The sequence below is a fragment of the Pseudomonas sp. URIL14HWK12:I6 genome (assembly GCF_000514195.1).
Classification (GTDB): domain Bacteria; phylum Pseudomonadota; class Gammaproteobacteria; order Pseudomonadales; family Pseudomonadaceae; genus Aquipseudomonas; species Aquipseudomonas putida_A.
The window spans coordinates 155471-178258 of the sequence record NZ_AZVL01000012.1 but is presented as its reverse complement, the minus strand read 5'-3'; the positions used below and the strand labels follow the sequence as shown (position 1 = coordinate 178258).

At 61.6% G+C, this 22788-nt stretch carries 17 protein-coding genes; 6 read left to right on the top strand and 11 right to left on the bottom strand.

The features are described 5' to 3' along the window. The first annotated feature begins 16 nt into the window (after positions 1 to 16). From H043_RS0117495 to H043_RS0117475, 5 genes are read left to right on the top strand one after another with little or no spacing between them, the layout of a single operon-like run. A complete protein-coding gene (locus tag H043_RS0117495; RefSeq protein ID WP_027612922.1) occupies positions 17 to 1729 on the top strand; it encodes a DUF2138 domain-containing protein in 1713 nt (570 codons plus the stop codon). After that, complete coding sequence (locus H043_RS0117490) at positions 1699 to 2364, top strand: DUF1175 domain-containing protein (protein ID WP_049827900.1); 666 nt, start codon at positions 1699 to 1701, stop codon at positions 2362 to 2364. The genes H043_RS0117495 and H043_RS0117490 overlap by 31 nt, the downstream gene beginning before the upstream one ends. Then, positions 2361 to 6935, top strand: a complete 4575-nt coding sequence (locus H043_RS0117485) for an alpha-2-macroglobulin (protein WP_081730248.1) — start codon at positions 2361 to 2363, stop codon at positions 6933 to 6935. Before H043_RS0117490 ends, H043_RS0117485 begins: the two co-directional genes overlap by 4 nt. A gap of 1 nt (position 6936) precedes the next feature. Further along, entirely contained in the window at positions 6937 to 8556 is a 1620-nt protein-coding gene (locus H043_RS0117480; RefSeq protein ID WP_027612919.1) for a DUF2300 domain-containing protein, read from the top strand. Positions 8557 to 8559: 3 nt separating this feature from the next. Next, the gene (locus H043_RS0117475) at positions 8560 to 9372 is read left to right on the top strand and encodes a YfaP family protein (RefSeq protein WP_027612918.1); all 813 of its coding nucleotides are present in this window, start codon (positions 8560 to 8562) and stop codon (positions 9370 to 9372) included. A 23-nt stretch (positions 9373 to 9395) separates the two neighbouring features. Here H043_RS0117475 and H043_RS0117470 read toward each other — a convergent pair whose 3' ends face one another. The 11 genes from H043_RS0117470 to H043_RS0117420 all read right to left on the bottom strand — a co-directional run bounded on the left by H043_RS0117470 (position 9396) and on the right by H043_RS0117420 (position 20480). Further along, on the bottom strand, positions 9396 to 9830 hold the full coding sequence (locus tag H043_RS0117470) for a hypothetical protein (protein ID WP_027612917.1): 435 nt from the start codon (positions 9828 to 9830) through the stop codon (positions 9396 to 9398). 15 nt (positions 9831 to 9845) lie between these two features. Next, positions 9846 to 10406: a hypothetical protein gene (locus tag H043_RS0117465; RefSeq protein ID WP_027612916.1), complete on the bottom strand. Its 561-nt coding sequence runs from the start codon at positions 10404 to 10406 to the stop codon at positions 9846 to 9848. A 518-nt stretch (positions 10407 to 10924) separates the two neighbouring features. Next, the gene (locus H043_RS0117460) at positions 10925 to 11671 is read right to left on the bottom strand and encodes a helix-turn-helix transcriptional regulator (RefSeq protein ID WP_027612915.1); all 747 of its coding nucleotides are present in this window, start codon (positions 11669 to 11671) and stop codon (positions 10925 to 10927) included. 223 nt (positions 11672 to 11894) lie between these two features. Next, on the bottom strand, positions 11895 to 12422 hold the full coding sequence (gene ppa, locus H043_RS0117455; RefSeq protein ID WP_027612914.1) for an inorganic diphosphatase: 528 nt from the start codon (positions 12420 to 12422) through the stop codon (positions 11895 to 11897). A gap of 112 nt (positions 12423 to 12534) precedes the next feature. Continuing rightward, positions 12535 to 13347: a zinc-dependent peptidase gene (locus H043_RS0117450; protein ID WP_027612913.1), complete on the bottom strand. Its 813-nt coding sequence runs from the start codon at positions 13345 to 13347 to the stop codon at positions 12535 to 12537. Positions 13348 to 13351: 4 nt separating this feature from the next. Continuing rightward, entirely contained in the window at positions 13352 to 14008 is a 657-nt protein-coding gene (locus H043_RS0117445; RefSeq protein ID WP_027612912.1) for a DedA family protein, read from the bottom strand. Positions 14009 to 14290: 282 nt separating this feature from the next. Beyond that, positions 14291 to 14752, bottom strand: a complete 462-nt coding sequence (locus H043_RS0117440; protein WP_003228592.1) for an N-acetyltransferase — start codon at positions 14750 to 14752, stop codon at positions 14291 to 14293. A 114-nt stretch (positions 14753 to 14866) separates the two neighbouring features. Continuing rightward, the gene (gene eutC, locus H043_RS0117435; protein WP_049827902.1) at positions 14867 to 15691 is read right to left on the bottom strand and encodes an ethanolamine ammonia-lyase subunit EutC; all 825 of its coding nucleotides are present in this window, start codon (positions 15689 to 15691) and stop codon (positions 14867 to 14869) included. Positions 15692 to 15696: 5 nt separating this feature from the next. After that, positions 15697 to 17091, bottom strand: coding sequence for an ethanolamine ammonia-lyase subunit EutB (locus H043_RS0117430; RefSeq protein WP_027612910.1), 1395 nt, complete (start codon positions 17089 to 17091; stop codon positions 15697 to 15699). 191 nt (positions 17092 to 17282) lie between these two features. Then, positions 17283 to 18653 (bottom strand): ethanolamine permease, encoded by a 1371-nt coding sequence (gene eat, locus H043_RS0117425; protein ID WP_027612909.1) that lies wholly within the window; start codon positions 18651 to 18653, stop codon positions 17283 to 17285. Positions 18654 to 18959: 306 nt separating this feature from the next. After that, entirely contained in the window at positions 18960 to 20480 is a 1521-nt protein-coding gene (locus H043_RS0117420; RefSeq protein WP_025108675.1) for an aldehyde dehydrogenase family protein, read from the bottom strand. A 301-nt stretch (positions 20481 to 20781) separates the two neighbouring features. Here H043_RS0117420 and H043_RS0117415 point away from each other — a divergent pair, with 301 nt between their 5' ends. Next, positions 20782 to 22689: a sigma-54-dependent Fis family transcriptional regulator gene (locus H043_RS0117415; protein WP_027612908.1), complete on the top strand. Its 1908-nt coding sequence runs from the start codon at positions 20782 to 20784 to the stop codon at positions 22687 to 22689. Positions 22690 to 22788 lie beyond the last annotated feature (99 nt).

Here is a 22788-nt window from a genome sequence, read left to right as displayed (position 1 = left end):
TTCGGGTTTTGTGAACATGAGTGATAACGCTGCTTCTCCGGCCGTCCCGACACCTGCCGGCCAAACCTCCCGGCGCTGGCCGGCGCTGCTGATCGGCCTGGTCCTGGTAGCCGGGGTGGCCGGTGGTCTTGGCTGGCTGCTGCTCAAGCCCAAGGTGCCGGCGGCGGCACTGGCCAGTGACAAGCTCGGCCTGAGCCGTCCGGATGCGCTGCTGGAAACCCGCTCCCTGAGCCAGTTGCCCAAGGACCTGCTGACGGTGCCGTTCCTCAAGGCCACGCTCACCGAGGATTTCGTCTTCTATTACGAAACCCACGCCGATCGCCTGGGGCTGATCGGCAGCCTGCGGCGGATCATCTACGAACACGATCTGAAGCTGCAGGACAGCCTGATCGAACAGCTTTTCGATCAACCGGCCGACGTCGCGTTGTGGCGTGGCGCCGATGGCCGGCTCAAGGATTTTCTGCTGGTGATGGACCGCGGCGGCCTGGCGAAACTGCTCGAACCGTTGGCGAAAGTGGCGCTGGACGATTCGCAACTCAGTGTCTTCGGCAGCCTCAAGGTCGGCGGTGACGAAGTACCGCTGTACCAGCTCAGCTACAACGCCAGCAAATCGCTGTTGTTCGCGTCGCGCGGCGACAAACTGGTGGTGCTGTCCAACCCGAACAAATATTACGACCCGGCCAGTGGCGAATCGGAAGAGTACGGGCACGTCTCGCCGCAAGCGCTGGCAGCGCTGCTCAACGGCGACAAACTGTTCCCCGAGGCCTTCGGTCTGCCGGCCAAGGCGCCGGAGATCAAACAGCGTCTGTCGGTCAATTCCAGCGTCCTTGCGATGGGTTACCAGCGCTTCATCCCGAACTTCGCCGGGCTGCGCTTCGATATGGACGACAAGGGCTGGCACAGCTACCTCGCCATGGACGAACTGGATAATCAGCCGGACTTCGATTTCAAACCGGTGTGGCAAGCCATGCCCTTGGGCGCCAGTGCCTGCGTGACCTTGCCGGTGGCGGCCGAACCGCAGAAACCGCTGCTGGTGAAACTCGGCGCCGACGAAGCGGTGGCGCAGAAACTCACCGAGCATGTGGCCGGCGCGGCGGGCCTGTGCTGGTACGCCGATTCGCGGTTGTACACGCCGTTGCTGGTTGCCAGCCTGAAGGACGAGGACAGCGGCAAGCTCGATGGCGATCTGGGCACGTTGTTCGGTTCGATGGTGGGCGCCTACGAGACGAATGTCGATGAACACGCATTCCCGGTGGTCGAGAAACAGGAAGGCCAGAGTCATGTCTGGCAGCGTCAGGTCAGCTCCAACTTCGGCCCGTACGCCGCCAAGACTGCCGAGAATCCGGATGCGATCAGCGGTAAAGCGTTCATGAATGTCAGCCTCGCCCGTCACGGTTCGACGCTGCTGTTTTCCCTCGACGACAAACTGGTCGACAAGGCCCTCGGCACGCTCGACAAACGCTTCCCGCCGATGGCCGACGTACTGCCCAAAGACGTGCTGATGCCGATCTACTTCGGCCCCGATTCGATGGCGCAACTGATGCAGCAGGAAACCCTCGACAGCCTGCCGCAGGACATGGAGCCGGTGTTCTACAACGCCGCGCAAACCTACCTGATTCCGAAACTGCGCACCCTCGGCGGCTACGGCAAATACGCCCTGACCCTGCCGGAAGGCAGCGAGCCTGACGGCCACTGGCAATGGCTGCCGCTGGAGTGGAAAGCGCTGTGACGGCATTGATCCGCAGCCTCGGCCTGCTCGCGCTACTGCTCAGCGCGGGCGCCCGCGCCGTCGAAGCACCGGCACTCGATCCGGCGCAGTCCCAGGTGTTCCGCGCCTGGTTCGTGCGCATCGCTCAGGAGCAACTGAGTCAGGGCCCGAGCCCGCGCTGGTATCAGCAGGACTGCGCGGGGCTGGTGCGTTTCGCCGCCAACGAAGCGCTGAAGGTTCACGACGACAAGTGGCTGCGCAGCAATGGCCTGTCCAATCGCTACCTGCCGCCAGAGCTGACGCTCAGCGATGAGCAGCGCAAGCTCGCCCAGCAATGGCAGCAGGGCGGCGGCAAGGTCGGGCCGTACGTCAACGCGATCAAACTGATTCAGTTCAACAGCCATCTGGTCAGCCGCGACGTGTCCCAGGCACGCCCTGGCGACCTGATGTTTTTCGATCAGGGCGACGACCAGCACCTGATGATCTGGATGGGCCGCTACATCGCCTATCACACCGGCACGACCACCCCCACTGACAACGGCATGCGTTCGGCAAGCCTGCAGCAACTCATGACATGGAAGGACACCCGATGGATACCCGACGCAGCCAACCCCAACTTCATCGGCGTCTATCGACTGAACTTTCTCTCCCAATGACCGGTGCCCGCATGCTGCGACTCTGCGCTCGAATTCCCCTGCTGCTGGCGTTGTTGCTGCCATTGGCGACCGTCAACGCTGAAGATTCGGTGGAGCCGAGCGGCTACACGCCGGTCGCCGGTGAAAGCTTCTTCCTGCTGGCCGACAGCAGTTTCGCCGCCGACGAGCAGGCGATGGTGCGTCTCGAAGCACCGGGCCGCGACTACCGCCGTTTCCGCATGGAGCCTTACGGCGGCGCCGACATTCGCGTGTATCGCATCGAAAAGCCGCTGGATTTCCTCAAACGTCAGAAGAACCTGCACCGCGTGGTCAGCGACGGTCAGTTCAAGGGCGAGGGCTTGTCCAACACCCTCGCGTACCTGTGGGACAACTGGTACCGCAAATCGCGGCGGGTGATGCAGCGCGCGTTCTCCTACGAGTCGCGCAAGCAGGTCACCGAGGAAGTACCGGAACTGAAGATGGGTAACGCCATCGCCGCGCCGACCCCGTACGACGCACAGCCGCAATTCGCGTTGATTCCGGGTCTGCCGGTGGTCAGCCAGTTCCGTTATCCACTGTGGCAGGCCAAACCGATCCAGCCGCCGGCCGGGGTCAATCTGGCCGGGTCTTCCAGCGAGTTCGTCAGCGTTGCACCGGGTAACGTGTACATCCCGTTGGGCAAGCTGAAACCGGGCCTGTATCTGGTCGAAGCGCTGATCGGCAAGTACCGCGCGACCTCCATGGTTTTCGTCTCCAACACCGTGGCGGTGAGCAAGATTGCCGGTGATGAATTGCTGGTCTGGGCCGCACGCAAACACGAAGGCAGTTCGGTGCCGAAGGTCAATGTGCTGTGGACTGACGGCCTCGGCGTGATGAGCAGCGGTGCCACTGATGCCGATGGTTTGCTGCGCCTGAAACACGTCAGCCCCGAGCGCTCGTTCGTCATTGGCGAGGACGAAGAGGGCGGGGTGTTCGTCTCGGAAAACTTCTATTACGACAGCGAAATCTACGACACCAAACTCTATGCGTTCACCGACCGACCGCTGTATCGCCCGGGGGATTGGGTGTCGCTGAAAATCGTCGGTCGCGAGTTCAAGAATGCGCGGGATTCGGTGCTGCCGGGCGCTGCTGACGTCAACGTCAGTGTGCTTGATGCCACCGGCACCGAGCTGCAACGCCTCGACCTGAAACTCGATTCCAAGGCTGGTACCCAGGGCCGGTTCCAGTTGCCGGACAACGCTGTGGCCGGTGGTTACGAGATCCGCTTCAACTACAAGGATCAGGCCTACAGCAGCGCCTTCCGCGTGGCCGAGTACATCAAGCCGCACTTCGAAATTTCGCTGAATCTGGCCAAGCAGGATTACCGCACCGGCGAGCCGGTGAAGGGCAGTCTGGTGCTGCTGTACCCGGACGGCAAACCGGTGGCCAACGCCAAACTGAGCCTGAGCCTGCGTGCCCAGCAACTGTCGATGGTCGACAACGAGCTGCAATACCTCGGGCAATTCCCGGTGGAGTTGACCAGCACTGAACTGACCACCGACAGCAAGGGCAACGCGACCCTCGACCTGCCGGCCGCCGACAAACCGAGCCGTTACATGCTCACCGTGTTTGCCAGCGATGGCGCGGCGTATCGGGTCAAGACCACCAAGGAAATCCTCATCGACCGTGGCGCCGCGAGCTTCCGCCTGAGTGCGCCGCAACGTTTCAGCGCAGTCAACGACAAAGTCGCGTTCAGCTACGCCAACGAGGGCGGCAGCGAGCAGAGCAAAGCTGTGACCCCAAGCAGCTACAGCTGGGTGCGTCTGGAAGACCAGAGCACTGGCGAAGGCAAACTCGCGGCGACTGACAAAGGCTTTAGTCTGGCCTTCGAGCGTCCGGGTACTTACAACCTGACGCTGAAAGATCAACACGGTCGCGTCCTCGGCGCCACCGGCCATTCGGTCACCGGCGACGGTGTCAAAGCGGTGCCGGGCACTGTGGAAATCGTCCTCGACAAGCCCGAGTACAAGGCCGGCGATGAAGCGCTGGCACTGATCACCTTCCCGGAGCCGGTCAGCGATGCACTGCTGTCGCTGGAGCGCGACAAGGTCGAAGCCACCGCGCTGCTGGCCAAGGGCGGCGACTGGCTGAAACTGGAAAAACTCAGCGACACCCAATACCGCGCGCGCATTCCGGTGAAGGACAACTTCGCGCCGAACCTGACCTTCTCGGTGCTCTACACCAAGGGCGGGCAGTACAGCTTCCAGAACGCCGGGATCAAAGTGATTGCCCCGCAAATCGACGTGGCGATCAGCACCGACAAACAGGTGTATCTGCCGGGCGACACGGTGACCGTCGACCTGACTACGCAGTTCGCCGGTAAAGCAGTTCCGGCGCATCTGACGGTGAGTGTTGTCGATGAAATGGTCTACGCGCTGCAACCGGAAGTCGCGCCGACCATCGACCAGTTCTTCTACCACCCGCGTCGCAATAATGTGCGCACCAGCGCCAGCCTGTCGTTCATCAGTTATGACGTGGCGTTGCCGGGCAGCCCCGGCGCGCCGGGCAAGGCCAACCGCAGCGAACGTGGGGTGAAAGTGCTGGAGCGCCCACGTCGTGAAGACGTCGACACCGCCGCGTGGCAGCCGGAATTGCTCACAGGTGCCGACGGCAAAACCCGTTTCACCTTCAAGATGCCGGACTCGCTGACCCGCTGGCGCATCACCGCCCGGGCCATTGCCGATGACGGTCAGGTCGGGCAGAAGAAGCAGTTCGTCCGTTCGGAAAAACCGCTGTACCTGAAGTGGAGCGGGCCGAGCAAATTCCGCAAGGGTGATCAGCCGCAACTCGGTGTGTTTGCCTTCAGCCAGGCCGAAAAACCGGTCAAGGCTGAGCTGGTCACCCATTACGCTGGCGCCGAACAACGCCTGCCGGTAATCCTGAACAACGGCATCAACTACGTGCCGCTGCCAGCGTTCGCCCTGGCCTCGGGTGAGTGGACCGCCGAGCTGGTGCAGGATGGCAAAACCGCTGACGCCCTCGCCGTGCGCCTGAGCGCGACCGGTGACGGCTGGCAAGTCACGCAAACCCAGAGCCTCGACGTAGCCAGCGGCGACACCCCGTTGAGCCTGCCGGCCGACGCCACCGACATTCGCCTGCGTCTGGATGACAGTCCGCAAGCGCTGTTCCGTTCCGCGCTCGACGATCTGCTGAGCTACCCGTACGGCGGCGTCGAGCAGACCGCCAGCCGTTTGCTGCCGCTGAGCATCGCCTATCCGTCGCTGGCATCGAGCCCGCAGATCCGCGATCGCCTGCGCCTGATCATGCAGAACAGCCGTCTGCGTCTGGTGCAAATGGCCGGGCCGTCGGCGAGCTTCACCTGGTGGGGCTTCGACGGCGAGCCGGACGCGTTCCTCACCGCTTACGCCTACTACGCCGACTGGAACGCCAGTCAGGTGCTGGAACTGACCTTGCCACCGGAGCACTGGCAGCGAGTGCTGGAGGTCTACGCCAAGCAAGCGCCGAACACGCCGCTGCTGCAGCGGGCACTGATTCTGTCGTTCGCCAAGCAGATGCACCTGCCGGTGAATACCCTGCTCAGCGGTTTGATGGACGATCTGACCAAGGCCGGTGAGGGCAATGCCGAAAACCTGATGGACGACGGTGAAGACAGCCTGGTGATGAGCGACCCGGATTCGGCGCTCGGTTTGGCGGCGGCGCGGGTGTTGACCGCGGCGCTGGCCACGCAGTCGAAAGTTGCGTTGCCGGACGCATTCAACCGTCAGGTCGGCGCGGCGCAACAGCGTCTGGCGGTCAGTTCGCAGCCGTTTGCCGAAGCGCTGAACCTGTCGCTGCAACCGTTTGATCAAGCGCGGGCGACGGCGTTGTTGCAACGTCTGTTGCCACAGCAATCGACCCTCGAACGCGCCTTGGCGCTGAGCTGGTTGCAACGCAGCATCGCTCAGGCCTCGCCGACCATCGCGCTGCTGCCGGGTGAAGGCTGGAAGAAAAACTACGGCGCAACCGGTGAGATGTTCTGGACCTGGCAGGGTGCGACGCCGGTGCCGAGCGTGTTGTCGGTGTCCGGCACTCAGGAGCGACCGCTGCGCGCGGCGCTGAGCTTCCAGACCCAGCAACCGGCCTTCGATCCAATGGCCGTGACCATCACCCGCCGTTTGTCGCGGCTGGTGCCGGGCGACGAAGCGTTCACCTTCAAACTGGAGCCGGTCGGCAGCAAACCGCTCTCCAGTGACAGCCTGTATCTGGACGAAGTGATCCTCACCAGCAAGGCGCCGAAACCGCTGCGCTACGGCATGCTCGAAGTGCCGCTGCCACCGGGCGCCGACGTCGAGCGCACCACCTGGGGCATCAAGTTGCAAGGCAAGGACGGCACCGAACCGACCGCGCTGGAAAAGGCGCGCTTCGAACCGGGGCAATTGGCCTACGCGGTGCCGGTGGATGCGCTGAGCGGCGAATTGCGCCTGCGCCATCTGGTGCGGTTCTCGCAGAAGGGCCAGTTCAACCTGCCGCCGGTGCGCTTCACTCAGGTCTACGCGCCGCAGCATCAGGCCCGGGAAGCGAAAGCCGCCCTCGGTCAGGTCACGGTCAACTGACATGAACCGGCCGCTGCTGTGGCTGCTGATGTGTGTGATGCCTGCGCTGGCGACGGCGCAGGATGAGCCGCTGCGGCTGGCGTACAAGGGCGAGTTGCTGTCGTTGAATCAGACGCAACTGATCGCTCGCGAGCCGTTGCCGTCGACGCTGGATACCCCGCTGGGCAGCCTGTGGAAATTGTTCGTCTATGCGTGGCTGGTGGATACCGGCGCGCGCGAGCCAGCGTATGAATGTCGCGGGCAATCCAAGGAGGAGGTTTATTGCTGCTCGGCGGGCGGCAGGATCGAGCGTGATCAGGCGTTGGTCAAATCCTGCGGGTTGTACTTTGAGCCGGCGCGATTGGGCATCGCTGCTGCCGATTGGCGCACGTATTGGCAGGTGCGGCAGGCGCCTTCGTGGTTGCTGGATTTGCCAGGCGTGCAGCCGGCTACCCGGGTTTCCGTGACTGACTTGCTGAAGGTGTTGTCGGTGTTGCCGGCGCAGGAGCAGATGCGCCGCGTGTTGCTCGACGTCGTGCTGAATGCGGCGGACGGCAATGTCGTCGGTGATCTCGGTGGGCGCCTGCGGGTGAAAACCTGGAGCTGGCTCGGTGATCAGGATCCGCAATCGCGGCAGGGCGGTTTCGCCGGTTGGACGGCGGACGGCTCGCCGATCTGGGCCAGTGGGCGTGGTACCAGTCAGATGGTTTTGCGCCATTACGGTCAGGCGCTGGCGACGGTGCTGCCTTCTTCGTGGCCGGCGGAAGCAGGGCGTTGCGTTGAGGTCGGTCTGTTTTCGCGTTATCCCGTTTCCCGGGTTCTGGCCGGTGATCGGGTGGTGTCTTCCGGCCCGTTGCAAGGCGACTACCGCGTCGAATTCGCCAACGGCAATTCGCTGGATATCCACAGCGCCGGCGAACTGTTTCTGCTCAACGGCAAACTCGTTGCACGGCTCGATCGCGAAGAATACGTCGCCCGCGTCCTTGAGCGCGAAGCCAAACCTGAACCCGCCGAAGCTGCCAAGGCACTGGCCGTGGCGATCCGCACCTATCTGCTGCAAAACGCCACGCGCAACGGCGATTGCCTGAGCATCGACGACAGCAGCAACCGTCAGCGCGTCGCTCCGCGTCCGGCCTCCGCCGAGTCGCGCAACATCGCCGCATGGACAGCGGATCTGGTGCTGGCCGGCAGCACCGTCACCTATCACTCCGATCAACCCGGCCCGGACAAACTCGCCTGGCAACAAGCCGTCGAGCAGGCCAACGCCGGCCAGCGCTACGACGCGATTCTGCTGCACGCCTATCCGCGCGCCAGCCTCAGCCGTTGGGACAACCCGGTTGCTTCCTGCGAAGCACTGCCCGCCGCACAGGACTGGCTGCAAAAGCAGCGTCGCGGCTGGCGTCCGACGCTGGAAAGCGAAACCGGCTACAACGAAGTCAGCTCGTTCGCCGTGTGCAAACTGGCGTTCGGCCGCCCGTTTGTCGATCGCGAACGCCAGCGCATTTACGTGCGCGGCGTGCTCACGCTGCAGGATCGCCTCGACCTGACTCACGAATACCTGCACCTGGCCTTTGAAGCACATCCCAATGGCCAGGATGAAACCTACATCGAAGGGCTCGCCCGTCACCTCTTGCTGGAATAGACCATGACACTCCGTTATCCACAGGTCTTGCTGTTGCTCTGCGCGTTCAATGCATGGCCGATGGCAATGGCCGCTGACAGCGTCAAACTCGACACCCCGGTCGGCGGCTGGCGCACCGGCGCGCCCGAGGGCGAAGGCGAGAGCTTCCGCCAGACCGTCAACTACCCGGCCTCCTCGGTCAACACCCCGGTCGGCCAAGCCAACACCGCGCGCATCAACGGCGAAATCAAAGCCTCTCCCAAGAGCAAGGATCCCGGCCGGCTGATCGTCAACGGCGTCAGCATGCCGCTGAAAATCGACGACAGTGGCCGCTTCGACCGCCCGTTCTCCTTCCCCAACGGCAGCAACAGCGTCGAAGTGCGCAGCCCCGACGGCCAGCAACGCCATCGCACGCAGTTCCTCAACGCCAGCGGCGGCGCCACCCCGGCCAAACTGCGCGTGCTGCTGTCGTGGGACAGCGATGGCACCGACCTCGACCTGCACCTGATCACCCCCGACGGCGCGCACATCTGGTACGGCGACCGCGTCGCACCCAACGGCGCCGCGCTCGACGTCGACGTCACCACCGGCTATGGCCCGGAAATCTTCGCCATGCCGGCGCCGATCAAGGGCCAATATCTGGTGTATGTGAACTACTTCGGCGGAGGTTATCGGGGGGATGATGAAGGCGGGGAGGAGGCGGTGCAGCCGCTGACCACGGCGCAGGTGACGGTGATTACCGAGGAAGGCACGCCGAGCGAGAAGATGGAGACGTTTGTGGTGCCGATGCGGGCGGTGGGTGAACTGACGCTTGTGAAGTCGTTCAGCTATCCCTGAGCAGCAGCCTGCTCAGGGTTGCACTAGAAACCAGGCGGAATGTAACCAGGCACGAACGGCACGTTGATGCACTTGCCGTGAATGATCTTTCCGTCCTCGATCCTGAACAGCACGATCTTTTTCGCCTTGTTGACGGTGGCTTCGAGTTTGCAATCGGAACTGTGACCGACCGTCTCGTAGTACTCGGTGTAAACCATGCCGTTACCGGTGTGATTCATTGAAGTACCGGCCGCTTCCGTGGTGGTCCAACTGGACGATTTGTACCAGGTGAGCACAGCCAGATTCTCGCCGTTGGCCCCGGTCTGTTTTTTCATCGAGTCAGGTTTGCCGAACAGATCGAGCGCTTCCTGCACATCGCGTCCTTCCCAGCGCGACTGGGCAATCAAGTGGCAACCATTGATCAGCAAAACAGCGGGCGTTATCAGCAGCGCCAATAACGTTTTAGTCCATGGGTTCATCGTAATTCCCGCCGCTTACTTGTTGCCCAGGATCGAGTCGAGGTTATCCATCATCTGGCCTTTCTCCTGAATCGGCGCCAGTTTGAAGAACATCTGCTGCAGGCCCTGAATCATCTGCAAGTACTCCATCTTGCCCAGCGCGATCATGTCCTTTTTGGCAGGTGAGCAAACGAACTCGCTGGTGCGCTGCACCCAGAACTCTTTCGGCTGCTGCCATTGGTCATTAACTTTCAGGTTGCGCATCATGTAGGCGATGCGATCAACCGACTGGCCATTGAGCATTCGGACCTTGTTCGTCGAACACTGAACTTCGAGGTTGTAGGCATCGATCATCGGTTTGCCGGGTTCCTCATACACCAGCGTCACGGCGACCAACTTGGCCCCCTTGGTCTGCTTCGACGGCACGACTGAAGTGCTGTCGGCGACATACATGATGTTCTTGTGGGGAACACCGTTGCCGTAAATGATCCACCAGTCACCGACGAGCTTCTGCTCCTCTGCCATGGCTGAAGAGGTAGCGGTCAGGAGTGCGGTCAGTAGAACAACGGATTGATTGAGTTTGAAAAACGACGACATGGTGTTGCTCCATTCCTTGGCGCTTTTGTAATGCACAAAAACAGAATGGAAATTTAGTGGTGAGGTTGGGCGCGGGGCAATTAGGGCGGATGTGCTAATGGCTTATTGCGATGCCTGAGTGGCGGGTGCTGCCCGGTTAATCTGTCGAGCTCGTCAAGATAACGTTGCTTTCAGGCAGGCATTAAAAAGCCGGCTTGTGGCCGGCTTCTCGGGGACTGGCTTGGTTTATTTTTGGTAAACCGCGTCAGCCTTCAAAACGTACACCCGGATCTGCGTCCGGCTGTGGGACTTGGTCAGACGTTGGTCTGCCGCGTCAGGCGTCATCTGAGCCGCGGGAGCGGGGCGATGCGCAAATGTGGGGCGCAGGATACTGAGTTTTGTTGGGGATTCCCAGCCTCAACTGCGGAATAGAGCCACCGCGGGGGGCAAAATTCGCAATTTGTACTGATTTTCGGGGCCTCTCCGCGAGCAGGCTCGCTCCCACAGGGTTTGGTGCAGGGTTGAAGATCCGTATCCGATCAGAGAAACGGTACCACCGGCCGGCGTTTGCCCAGGGTCGACCACCAGAATACCCAGCCCAGAATATGGATCCGCTGCTCATCGATCTGCGCTGCGCGGAAGATTTCGTCCGGGTATTCGGCGCTGTTGTGGCTGCGCAGGCGCAGGGCGTTGCCGGGCATGCGGTGCAGGTATTTGATGCGCAGCATGCCGTCGTGTTCGATGGCGTAGATTTCGCCGTCGACCACCTGGGTCAGGCCGCGGTCGATGCCGACGATGGAGCCGTCTTCGATGCGCTCGGCCATGCTGTTGCCGATCATGTGCGCGCAGATGGCGTCGCTTGGGCGGATTTCCAGTTGGGCGAGATGGGCCCGGGGCAGGCGGACGGTCTGCTCGGGGTCGAGGATGACGTGTGTTTTGTCGGCGCCGGCGCTGAGCGGTGTTTCCTTGAAAAACGGCAGTTCGATGTCGTTGGGGTTGATGATGGAATAGACGCCGTTGACGGACTGCGCGTCGAAGGTGTCGCCGTTGCTGGCAGGCGTTTGCAGGCGGGGTGACTCTTTGCTGCCTTCGCCGGTTTTCAGCCACTCGCTGTTGACCGAGAGCAGGCGCGAGACTTCCTCCATGCGATACGCCGGGACGCCCCGGGTGTACCAGTTATGAATGTTTTGGGCTTCCGTGCCCCAGAACTTTGCGAATCCCGTGGTGGTGATGTTCGCTGCTTCCAGGAGTGCCTTGAATCTTGGACCGCTAGTGTTCTTTCTCATAAACACCGAGTCTACGGCCGTGCCAGAGCGGTTTGAATAAACCGGCTGTTCAAAAAAAGCCTGTATTTTGCGACTGGATGTAAGCCGTGCTTGTGGGAAATCACTCACTTCGAAACTTTTCTGTAGTCCGCAATAAACACACTGTTTAAAGCGGCGTTTCTCAGGCACAAAAAACCCCGGATCAACCGGGGTTTTCTTCAAGCGTCATGCAGCCAGCCGGCGCTTAGCCCTTGTAGGCAGCAACCGACTTGGTGATCGCGTCGCGAGCGGCATCAGCGCCAGCCCAGCCTTCGATCTTGACCCACTTGCCTTTTTCGAGATCCTTGTAGTTCGTGAAGAAGTGCTCGATCTGCTGGATCAGCAGCGGTGGCAGGTCGGTGTATTCCTTCACGTCGACGTACAGCTGGGACAGCTTGTCGTGTGGGACTGCGATGACTTTGGCATCGCCGCCGCCGTCGTCGGTCATGTTCAGGATGCCGACTGGACGCGCGCGGATCACCGAGCCTGGAGCAACCGGGTAAGGGGTCACAACCAGCACGTCGAGGGGATCACCGTCGTCAGCCAGGGTGTTCGGGATGTAACCGTAGTTGGCCGGGTAGAACATTGGGGTGGCCATGAAACGGTCAACGAACAGGCAATCGCTGTCTTTGTCGATTTCGTATTTGATCGGCGCGTGGTTGGCCGGGATCTCGATCGCGACGTAGATGTCGTTCGGCAGGTCTTTGCCAGCCGGAATCTTGCTGTAGCTCATTGGGCGTTGCCCCCGTAGTTGACCAAAAACACTTGGCCGGATTGACCAAAAAGTGGCGGCGATTATAGGCATATTCCTACGTCGACGCCACGTACCAGAAGTCGTGCAGCGCTTACTCGTGCGCCTGATAGACCGGGTCTGTGGCCTGAAGTTGCCGCAGCCTGCCCAACGGATCCTGCCGGTAGAAAAGCTGCAGTTGCAAGTAGACCTGTGGATAAGCCGCGTGCAGCAGATCCGGAGCGCTAAAGAAGTATTCGCTGGTGACCGCAAAGAACTCCGCCGGGTTCTCCGCGGCGTACGGGTCGATGGCGGTTTCGGCGTCGGGGTTGCGGTCGAGCTGGCGGTTGAGGTCGTCGTAGGCGTGCTGCATGACTTCGGCCCAGTCGCTGACGCGCATGTCGGCGTGCAGTGGCGGCAGACCGTTGGCGTCGCCGTTGAGCATGTCGAGTTTGTGCGCCAGTTCGTGGATCACCAGGTTGTAACCTTCCCAGCCCCCACTGGCCATCACGCCTGGCCAGGCGAGGATGATCGGGCCCTGTTGCCAGGCTTCGCCGCTGTGTTCACCGTCCCACTCGTGCTCGACGCCGCTGGCATCGCGATGCCGTTGCGGGCTGAGAAAGTCGTCGGGGTAGAGGACGATTTCGTGGAACCCCTGATACCAGTTCAAGTCGCCCAGATTGAGCAGCGGCAACTGGGCCTGCGCGGCGAGCAGCAGGCGCTGTTCCTGATGCAGTTCGACACCAGGCAGGGCGGTCAGGTGTTTTTCTTCGAGGAACAGCACGCTGGCTTCACGCAACCATTGGTCTTCGGCGGCGCTGATGCCATCGAGAAAGCTCAGGTGATGGCGCACCCGTTGCCAGAGGTCGTCGGCAATCGGGTGCCTGGCCAGAATGCGCCGGCGACGCCAGGCGCTCAGTGACCACATCGGATCAGTGGGTTTCGGCTTTGGAGCTGGAGCCGCCGAAACGGCTGCGCACCACGCCGATGATCATCGGCACCAGCGACAGCAGGATGATGCCAACCACCAGCAACGACAGGTTCTTCTTGATGAACGGCACGTTGCCGAAGAAGTAACCCAGGGTCACCAGGCCGCCGACCCAGAGGATGGTGCCGAACACGCTGAACGCGAAGAAACGCGGGTAGGGCATTTTCCCGACGCCGGCGACGAACGGGGCAAACGTGCGGATGATCGGCAGGAAGCGCGCCAGGGTCACGGTTTTGCCGCCGTGCTTGTCGTAGAAATCGTGGGTTTTTTGCAGGTAATCGCGACGGAAGATTTTCGAATTCGGGTTGCTGAAGAGTTTTTCGCCCGCCGTTCGTCCAATCACATAGTTGGTGCTATCGCCAAGGATCGCCGCGAGCATCAGCAGCCCGCCCAACAGCACCGGATCCATGCCACCGCCCGCCGCCACGGCACCGGCGATGAACAACAGCGAATCACCCGGCAGGAACGGCATCACCACCAGACCGGTTTCACAGAAGATGACAGCGAACAGAATCGCGTAGATCCACGGCCCGTAGTTGGTGACCAGCAAATCGAGGTACACATCGAGATGCAGGATAAGGTCGAGCGGGTTGAAATCCATGGGGGCACCTGTGGTGACGGCCCGACTCGGCAGGCCTGTGCGGATGATTCGGGTGTAAGCCTACAGCGGGGTGTAGTTTTTCTTACAAGCCGGAAAGCTCGGGATTATACGGTCTGAGAGGTGAAAAGCGCGTTGGTTTTGTAGCGAGGGATGTCGGGGTGTGAACAAATGTCAGGCAGACTTCGGGTTTGATAAAAGATCAAAAGATCGCAGCCTGCGGCAGCTCCTACCATGGAATGCGTTATCCCTGTAGGAGCTGCCGCAGGCTGCGATCTTTTGATTTCAGAGCTCGTCGCTGATCGGCAGCACGTAGTTCTTGAACTCGGTGTCTTCCTTGAATCCGATGGATTCGTAGGTTTTCTGCGCCACCTCGTTGTTGCTGCTGGTGGAAACGCGCATGCGCACGGCCTGGGTTTCCTTAGCCATTTTCTTCGCGGTGCGGATCAGGTTGTCGGCCACCAGTTGGCGGCGGGCGTCTTCGGCGACATAGATGTCGTTGAGGATCCACACGCGCTTGAGCGACAGCGAGGAAAAGCTTGGATACAGCTGGCAGAAACCCATGAGCTTCTTGTCGTCATCATCGGCCAGGGCCAGATAAATCACCGACTCCTTGCGACGCAGGCGTTTTTCGAGAAACGCGCGGGAGGAATCCGGGTAGGGCAGGGAACCGTAGAACTCGCGATATTTGACGAACAACGGGGTCAACAAATCCAGGTGTTCGAGGGTCGCTTGAATAATCCGCATGATAGGTCTCGTCTTCAAGTGGCTGTCTTCAACTGCTCTGACGGCGATGGGAAACCCTGCGGCCGTGCGTCGATCCTGCCTGAAAGCAGCGCAGAAACGCAATGCGGAAACGGTTCAGGTTGTGGGCGGATCAAGCAGGAAATTTCCCTTCATGTCCGCACCGGCGTCCGACTCCAGCGTCTGCACCTGTGCTTCGTCCTTCAGATTGACCCCCGACAGCTGCCGCCGGCAGGCTTCGCGCATCAGATACAGCAAGCGATGCGCCGCCATGCCGTAGCTCAAGCCCTCAAGCCGCACGTTGGAGATGCAATTGCGGTAGGCATCGGTCAGCCCGACTTTTGGATTGTAGGTGAAATATAAACCGAGGCTGTCGGGCGAGCTGAGGCCCGGACGCTCTCCGATCAGCATCACGACCATTTTTGCACCCAGCAACTGACCGATCTCGTCACCGATGGCCACTCGACCCTGCTCCACCAACACCACGGGGGCAAGCGACCAGCCGTCGGCGCTCATCTGCTCCTCCAGGCGGGTCAGAAACGGCAGGGTATGCCGATGCACCGCCAGTGCCGACAGACCGTCCGCCACCACAATCGTCAGATCGACCCCGCCGGGGTTGGCCTGCGCGTAATCCCGCAGGCTCTGCGCCGAGGTGTCGCTGAGCTTGCGCCCCAGATCCGGGCGTTGCAGGTAGCTGTTGCGATCGGTCGCCGCGCTGTGCAGCAACAAGGTCTCGCGCCCGCGCTCGCTCAGTTGCGCGCTGAGCCCGGCATGATCGAACGGCAGATGCACCGCATCCCGCGCCTGGGCGTGGGCGAACTGGAAATCCAGCTGGGCGCTGGTTGGCAGGCTGGTGCCGGTACGGCCCAGAGCGATGCGCGCCGGGGTCAGGCGGCGCAGCTCCAACCATGGGTTTTGCGGGTCGACAGGCGGTTTTTCCATCACACTCATCCCAGTTGCGCCAGCGCCTGGCGGAAGGCCGGCGGCAGGTTGTTGCCAAAGCGAACCTTGCCGTTCGCCTGGGTGAAAATGCCCATGTTCGCCAGCCATTGCTCGAACTCCGGCGCCGGTTTCAGGCCCAAGGTCTGACGGGCGTAGAGCGCGTCGTGAAACGAGGTGGTCTGGTAGTTGAGCATGATGTCGTCGGAGCCGGGGATGCCCATGATGAAGTTGATCCCGGCCACACCGAGCAGGGTCAGCAGGGTGTCCATGTCGTCCTGATCGGCTTCGGCGTGGTTGGTGTAGCAGATGTCGCAACCCATCGGCACGCCGAGCAACTTGCCGCAGAAATGGTCTTCGAGGCCGGCGCGGATGATCTGTTTGCCGTTGTAGAGGTATTCCGGGCCGATAAATCCTACGACGGTGTTCACCAGAAACGGCTTGAAGTGCCGCGCCACGGCATAGGCCCGGGTTTCGCAGGTCTGCTGGTCGACACCGTGGTGGGCGTTGGCCGACAGCGCGCTGCCCTGACCAGTCTCGAAATACATCAGGTTCTGTCCGAGGGTGCCGCGTTTGAGGCTCAGCCCGGCGTCATAGCCTTCCTGCAATACATTGAGGTTGATGCCGAAACTGGCGTTGGCCGCTTCGGTGCCGGCAATCGACTGGAACACCAGATCCAGCGGCACACCCCGGTTGATTGCCTCGATCGAGGTGGTGACGTGCGTCAGCACGCAGGCCTGGGTCGGGATGTCATAGCGCTGGATGATCGCGTCGAGCATTTCCAGCATCGCGCAGATCGAGGCGATGCTGTCGGTGGCCGGGTTGATCCCGATCATCGCGTCGCCATTGCCGTACAGCAGACCGTCGAGAATGCTCGCGGCGATGCCGGAGGGCTCGTCGGTCGGATGGTTCGGTTGCAGCCGGGTCGACAAGCGCCCGCGCAGGCCGAGGGTGCCGCGAAATTTTGTGACCACGCGGATCTTCTGCGCCACCAGCACCAGATCCTGCACGCGCATGATTTTCGACACGGCGGCGACCATTTCCGGGGTTAGACCGGGGGCGAGGGTGCGCAGGCTGGTTTCGTCCGCCGCGTCGCTGAGCAGCCAGTCGCGGAAGCCGCCTACGGTGAGGTGGCTGACCACGGCAAAGGCTTGTTTGTCGTGGGTGTCGATGATCAGTCGGGTGACTTCATCGGTCTCGTAAGGAATCAGCGCTTCCTGCAAAAAATGCGTGAGCGGGATGTCGGCCAGCGCCATTTGTGCAGCCACGCGTTCGCCGTCATTGAGCGCGGCAACGCCGGCCAGAAAGTCACCGGAGCGCGCCGGGCTGGCCTTGGCCATGACGTCCTTGAGGCTGTCGAAGCGGTAGGTCTGGGCGCCGACGGAATGGGCAAATGCGGCCATGGGGCGGTGTCCTCCTGATTCTGTGGGTAACTCGGTCTCCCTGTGGGAGCGGGCTTGCTCGCGAAAGCGTCGTGTCAGACGACATCGATGTTGGATGACACGACGCCTTCGCGAGCAAGCCCGCTCCCACATTGGATCTTCATGCACTTCTATATAGCGGGCACCGGACGAAAGGCCCGGTGCCGGTGCAACTAGATACCTTCGAGCATAGCGTCTGCCGGCGCTTCTGAGCGTTGCTTGGCGGTCAGCTGGAAATACAGGTAGCCGGCGGCCATAAAGCCCAGGAACACACAACCGATCAGCGTGTTGAACCACGCCATCGCGATCAGGCACACCACCGCCAGAAACAGCGCAATGGCCGGCACCACCGGATAGCCCGGGGCGCGGAAGGTGCGCTCCAGATTCGGCTCGGTCTTACGCAGTCTGAACAGGCTGAGCATGCTGATGATGTACATCACGATTGCGCCGAACACCGACATGGTGATCATCGCAGCAGTCAGGGTCATGCCTTGCAGATTGACCAGTCCATCGCTGTAAATCGCCGCGATACCGATCACACCACCAGCCAGAATCGCCCGATGCGGGGTCTGGAAGCGCGACAGTTTGGCCAGGCTTTTCGGCAGATAACCGGCGCGGGCGAGGGCGAAGAACTGTCGCGAGTAGCCGAGGATGATCCCGTGGAAACTCGCCACCAGGCCGAACAGGCCGATCCACACCAACATGTGCATCCAAGATGAGTTGTTGCCGACCACCGCTTTCATCGCCTGCGGCAGCGGGTCATTGATGTTCGACAGTTGACGCCAGTCGCCGACGCCGCCGGCCATCACCATCACGCCGATGGCAAGGAACACCAGGGTCAGAATGCCGCTGACGTAGGCCTTGGGAATCGTGCGTTTCGGATCCTTCGCTTCTTCGGCGGCCATGGCCGCGCCTTCGATGGCGAGGAAGAACCAGATCGCGAACGGGATCGCGGCAAAGATTCCGGGGATCGAGCCCAGGGTGAACTCGTTGGCACCCGACCAGCCGTTGAGCACGAAGTTGCTGAAGCTAAAGCCCGGCGCGACCACGCCCATGAACACCAGCAGTTCGGCGACCGCCAGCACGGTGACCACCAGCTCAAAAGTCGCGGCGATGCTGACGCCGAGGATGTTCAGGGTCATGAACACGAAATACGCGCCGACCGCCGCGACCTTCGGATCAAGCTCCGGGTACTGCACGTTGAGGTAGGCGCCGATGGCCATGGCGATCGCCGGTGGGGCAAAAACGAATTCGATCAGCGTGGCGATGCCGGCAATCAACCCGCCTTTTTCGCCAAACGCCCGGCGGCTGTAGGCAAACGGTCCGCCTGCGTGGGGAATCGCGGTGGTCAGTTCGGTGAAGCTGAAGATGAAGCAGGTGTACATGGTCGCGACCATTAGCGCCGTGACCAGAAATCCGAGGGTGCCCGCGGTGCCCCAGCCGTAACTCCAGCCGAAGTATTCGCCGGAAATCACCAGGCCGACGGCAATACCCCAGAGGTGCAGGGTGCCGAGTGTGGGTTTGAGCTGTGTGGTGGAAGTCATAAGTCCTCTCTGTTTTTTATTGTTCGATCTGTTGGACTTTCGGGTGCAGTGGTTGAGGTGGATGGATGCTGTTCACGCAGCGGCAGTTTTTGTGCAAAACCTGAATGACGGGTACGCAAGGGCCGTGCCAGAGCGGCCAGGCCTTGTGTTGTGTCATTGAGGACGCCATCGCGAGCAGGCTCGCTCCCACAGTGGATTTGTGCCGAGCCTGTGTATGTGATGCGACACGACTCCCCTGTGGGAGCGAGCCTGCTCGCGAAAGCGGTCGAAAGGGCGACACAGAAATATCTGTATCGCCCCCGGGTTTTAGAAGAAGCCCAACGGATTGATGTCGTAGCTCACCAGCAGGTTTTTCGTCTGCTGGTAGTGATCGAGCATCATCTTGTGGGTTTCACGGCCGACGCCGGACTTCTTGTACCCGCCGAACGCGGCGTGCGCCGGGTACAGGTGGTAGCAGTTGGTCCATACGCGACCGGCCTTGATCGCGCGGCCCATGCGATAGGCGCGGTTGATGTCGCGGGTCCACAGACCGGCGCCGAGGCCGAACTCGGTGTCGTTGGCGATGGCCAGGGCTTCGGCTTCGTCCTTGAAGGTGGTGATGCTCACCACCGGGCCGAAGATTTCTTCCTGGAACACACGCATTTTGTTGGTGCCCTTGAGCAGGGTCGGCTGGATGTAATAGCCGGTTGCCAGATTGCCCTCGAGTTTTTCCACCTTGCCGCCGGTCAGCAGCTCGGCGCCTTCACCCTTGGCGATTTCCAGGTACGAAAGGATCTTGTCGAATTGCTGCTCGGACGCCTGCGCGCCAACCATGGTGTCGGTGTCCAGCGGGTCGCCGCGTTTGATCTGCAGGACTTTCTTCATCACCACTTGCATGAATTCGTCGTAGATCGATTCCTGTACCAGTGCGCGGGACGGGCAGGTGCAGACTTCGCCCTGATTGAAGAATGCCAGCACCAGACCTTCGGCAGCCTTCTCGATGAAGGTCGGTTCGGCCTGCATGATGTCTTCGAAGAAGATGTTCGGCGACTTGCCGCCCAGTTCCACGGTGGACGGAATGATGTTCTCGGCCGCGCATTTCATGATGTGCGAGCCGACCGGGGTCGAACCGGTGAAAGCGATCTTGGCGATGCGTTTGCTGGTGGCCAGGGCTTCGCCGGCTTCTTTGCCGAAACCTTGCACCACGTTGAGCACGCCCGGTGGCAGCAGATCACCGATCAGCTCCATCAGCACGCAGATGCCCAGCGGGGTTTGCTCGGCAGGCTTGAGTACCACGCAGTTGCCGGCGGCCAGTGCCGGGGCGAGTTTCCACGCGGCCATCAGCAGCGGGAAGTTCCACGGGATGATCTGCCCGACCACACCCAGCGGTTCATGGATGTGATAGGCCACGGTGTTGCCGTCGATTTCGGCAGCGCTTCCTTCCTGCGCGCGCAGGCAGCCGGCGAAGTAGCGGAAATGGTCGGCGGCCAGCGGGATGTCGGCGTTGAGGGTCTCGCGGATGGCTTTGCCGTTGTCCCAGGTTTCGGTGATCGCCAGCAGTTCGAGGTTCTGTTCGATGCGGTCGGCGATTTTCAGCAGGATCAGCGAGCGCGCCTGCACAGAGGTCGCGCCCCACGCATCGGCAGCGGCGTGGGCGGCGTCCAGTGCCTTGTCGATGTCTTCGGCAGTGGAGCGAGGGAATTCGGCAATTGGCTGGCCATTCACTGGCGAGGTGTTGGTGAAGTACTGACCTTTGACAGGTGCGACGAACTCGCCGCCGATGTAGTTACCGTACTTGCTCTTGAACGAGACTTTGGCGCCTTCAGTACCGGGGTGAGCGTAACGCATGATGTTGTTCTCCTTGGCTTTGTACTTATTAGAGAAACGCGCAAGTGCGCTTGCTATAAGCGTAGAGCAAAGGTCGGGCCACTGCCGTGCAGGGCAGGCAAATCAAGGCTTTGCGCGGTTTGTGTCGGACGGGCGGACGCAGCCTGTGATGGTTTCGGTACAGAGGGGGTGACAGTTTGTACCGCTTTTGGCACAGCCACTGACCGGCTGGTCTTGCCAGCATTGCAATGCCGGGGCGGCTGGAGGATGCTGGGCCTCACCTCAGCATTGGGCCATCGAGCCTCGGGGAGAATAATAAGAAATGCACGACAACCATTTGAGTCGCCATGCCCAGCAGGTTCTCACCGTCAGTCAGGGCAAGCCGCACCTGCACGGGCCCGGTGCCGATCCGTCGATTGCCCGCTCGTGGCTGCGCTGTCTTGAGGACTATCACCTCGATCCGGCCCTGACCATGGCGCCCACCGTGCTCGAACACGGGCGCGTGCTTGAAAGCCGCGAACGCCTGCAACAGGTGTTGCAGATCGCCGGTAATGAAATGAGCAGCCTGCATCAACAACTCTCCGGCGCCGGTCATGCGGTGCTGCTGACCGACGCGCGCGGGGTGATCCTCAACTGCGTCACCGCGCCGGCCGAGCGCAAGATTTTCGAACGCGCCGGTCTCTGGCTCGGCGCCGACTGGAGCGAAGCCTGCGAAGGCACCAACGGCATCGGCACCTGTCTGGTCGAGCGCCAGGCACTGACCATCCATCAGGACGAACACTTTCGCGGCCGCCACACCGGCCTGACCTGCTCGGCGAGCCCGGTGTTCGACCCGCACGGCGAACTGCTGGCGGTGCTCGACGTGTCCTCGGCGCGCCACGATGTCTCGCGGCAGAGCCAGTTCCACACCATGGCGCTGGTCAACCTGTCGGCGAAGATGATCGAGAGCTGCTATTTCCTGCGCTGCTTTGATAACCAGTGGCTGCTGCGTTTTCACTTGCAGGCCGAGTCCGTCGGCTTGTTCAGCGAAGGGCTGCTGGCGTTTGACGGGGAAGGGCGGATCAGTGCGGTCAACCAGAGTGCGCTGAACCTGCTCGGGCATATTCGCGGTGGTTTGCTCGGCAAACCGGTGGAAGCGTTTTTCGATTGTTCGCTGGATGAGCTGCTCGGTCGGGCCAGCGCCAATGCCAGCGCCAGTTGGCCGCTGCGCACCCGCGACGGACGGCATCTGTTTGCCTTGTTGCGCGGCGAATCGCGCAAGCCGGCACCGATCCTGCCGGCTCCGGTCGTGGCCAAGCCGCAAGCGCTGGCGGGCATTTGCCTCGGCGACACGGCGCTGCAAGCGGATTTCCGCAAGGCGCTGCGGGTGTTCGAACGCGACGTGCCGCTGCTGATCAATGGCGAAACCGGCTCCGGCAAGGAAGCCTTTGCCAAGGCTGTGCATCACGCCAGCCAGCGCGCCAACAAAGCCTTCGTCGCCCTCAATTGCGCGGCGATCCCGGAAAGCCTGATCGAGAGCGAGCTGTTCGGTTATCGCGGCGGCAGTTTCACCGGCGCGCGCAAGGACGGCATGCGCGGCAAGCTGCAGCAGGCCGATGGCGGCACGTTGTTCCTCGATGAAATCGGCGACATGCCGCTGGCGCTGCAAACCCGGTTGTTGCGGGTGCTGGAAGACCGGCAGGTGGTGCCGATTGGCGGCGAGCCGGAGGCGGTCAACGTGCGGATCATCAGCGCCACTCACCGCAATCTGCTGGAACGGGTCGAAGGCGGCAGCTTCCGCGAAGATCTGTATTACCGGCTCAATGGCCTCGAAGTTGCGCTACCGACGTTGCGCGAACGCAGTGATAAATCGCAGTTGCTGGATTTCCTGCTGGCCGAGGAGGCCGGCGGCGAAACAATTGTGATCGACGAACCGGCGCGTCAGGCGTTGCTGGCCTTCAACTGGCCGGGCAACGTTCGGCAGTTGCGCAATGTCTTGCGCACATTGGCGGCATTGTGTGATGAAGGGCGAATCGGGCTGGAGGATTTGCCGGCGATGATTCGGCAGGGGCGGCCAACGCTGGAGCTGAAGTCGGTTGAGTCCGAGCATCCGCTGGAAGACGCTGAACGTCTGGCGTTGCTCGATGTGCTGGAGCAAACGCGCTGGCATATGACCCAGACCGCGCAGCAGCTCGGGGTCAGCCGTAATACGCTCTACAGAAAGCTGCGTAAACACGCGATCACCCGTTAAACCGCGCCGCACCGTTCGCGAGCAGGCTCGCTCCCACAGGGTTAGCGCCTATCTTGTGGGAGCGAGCCTGCTCGCGAAGGCGTCGGCAAAGGCGAAACA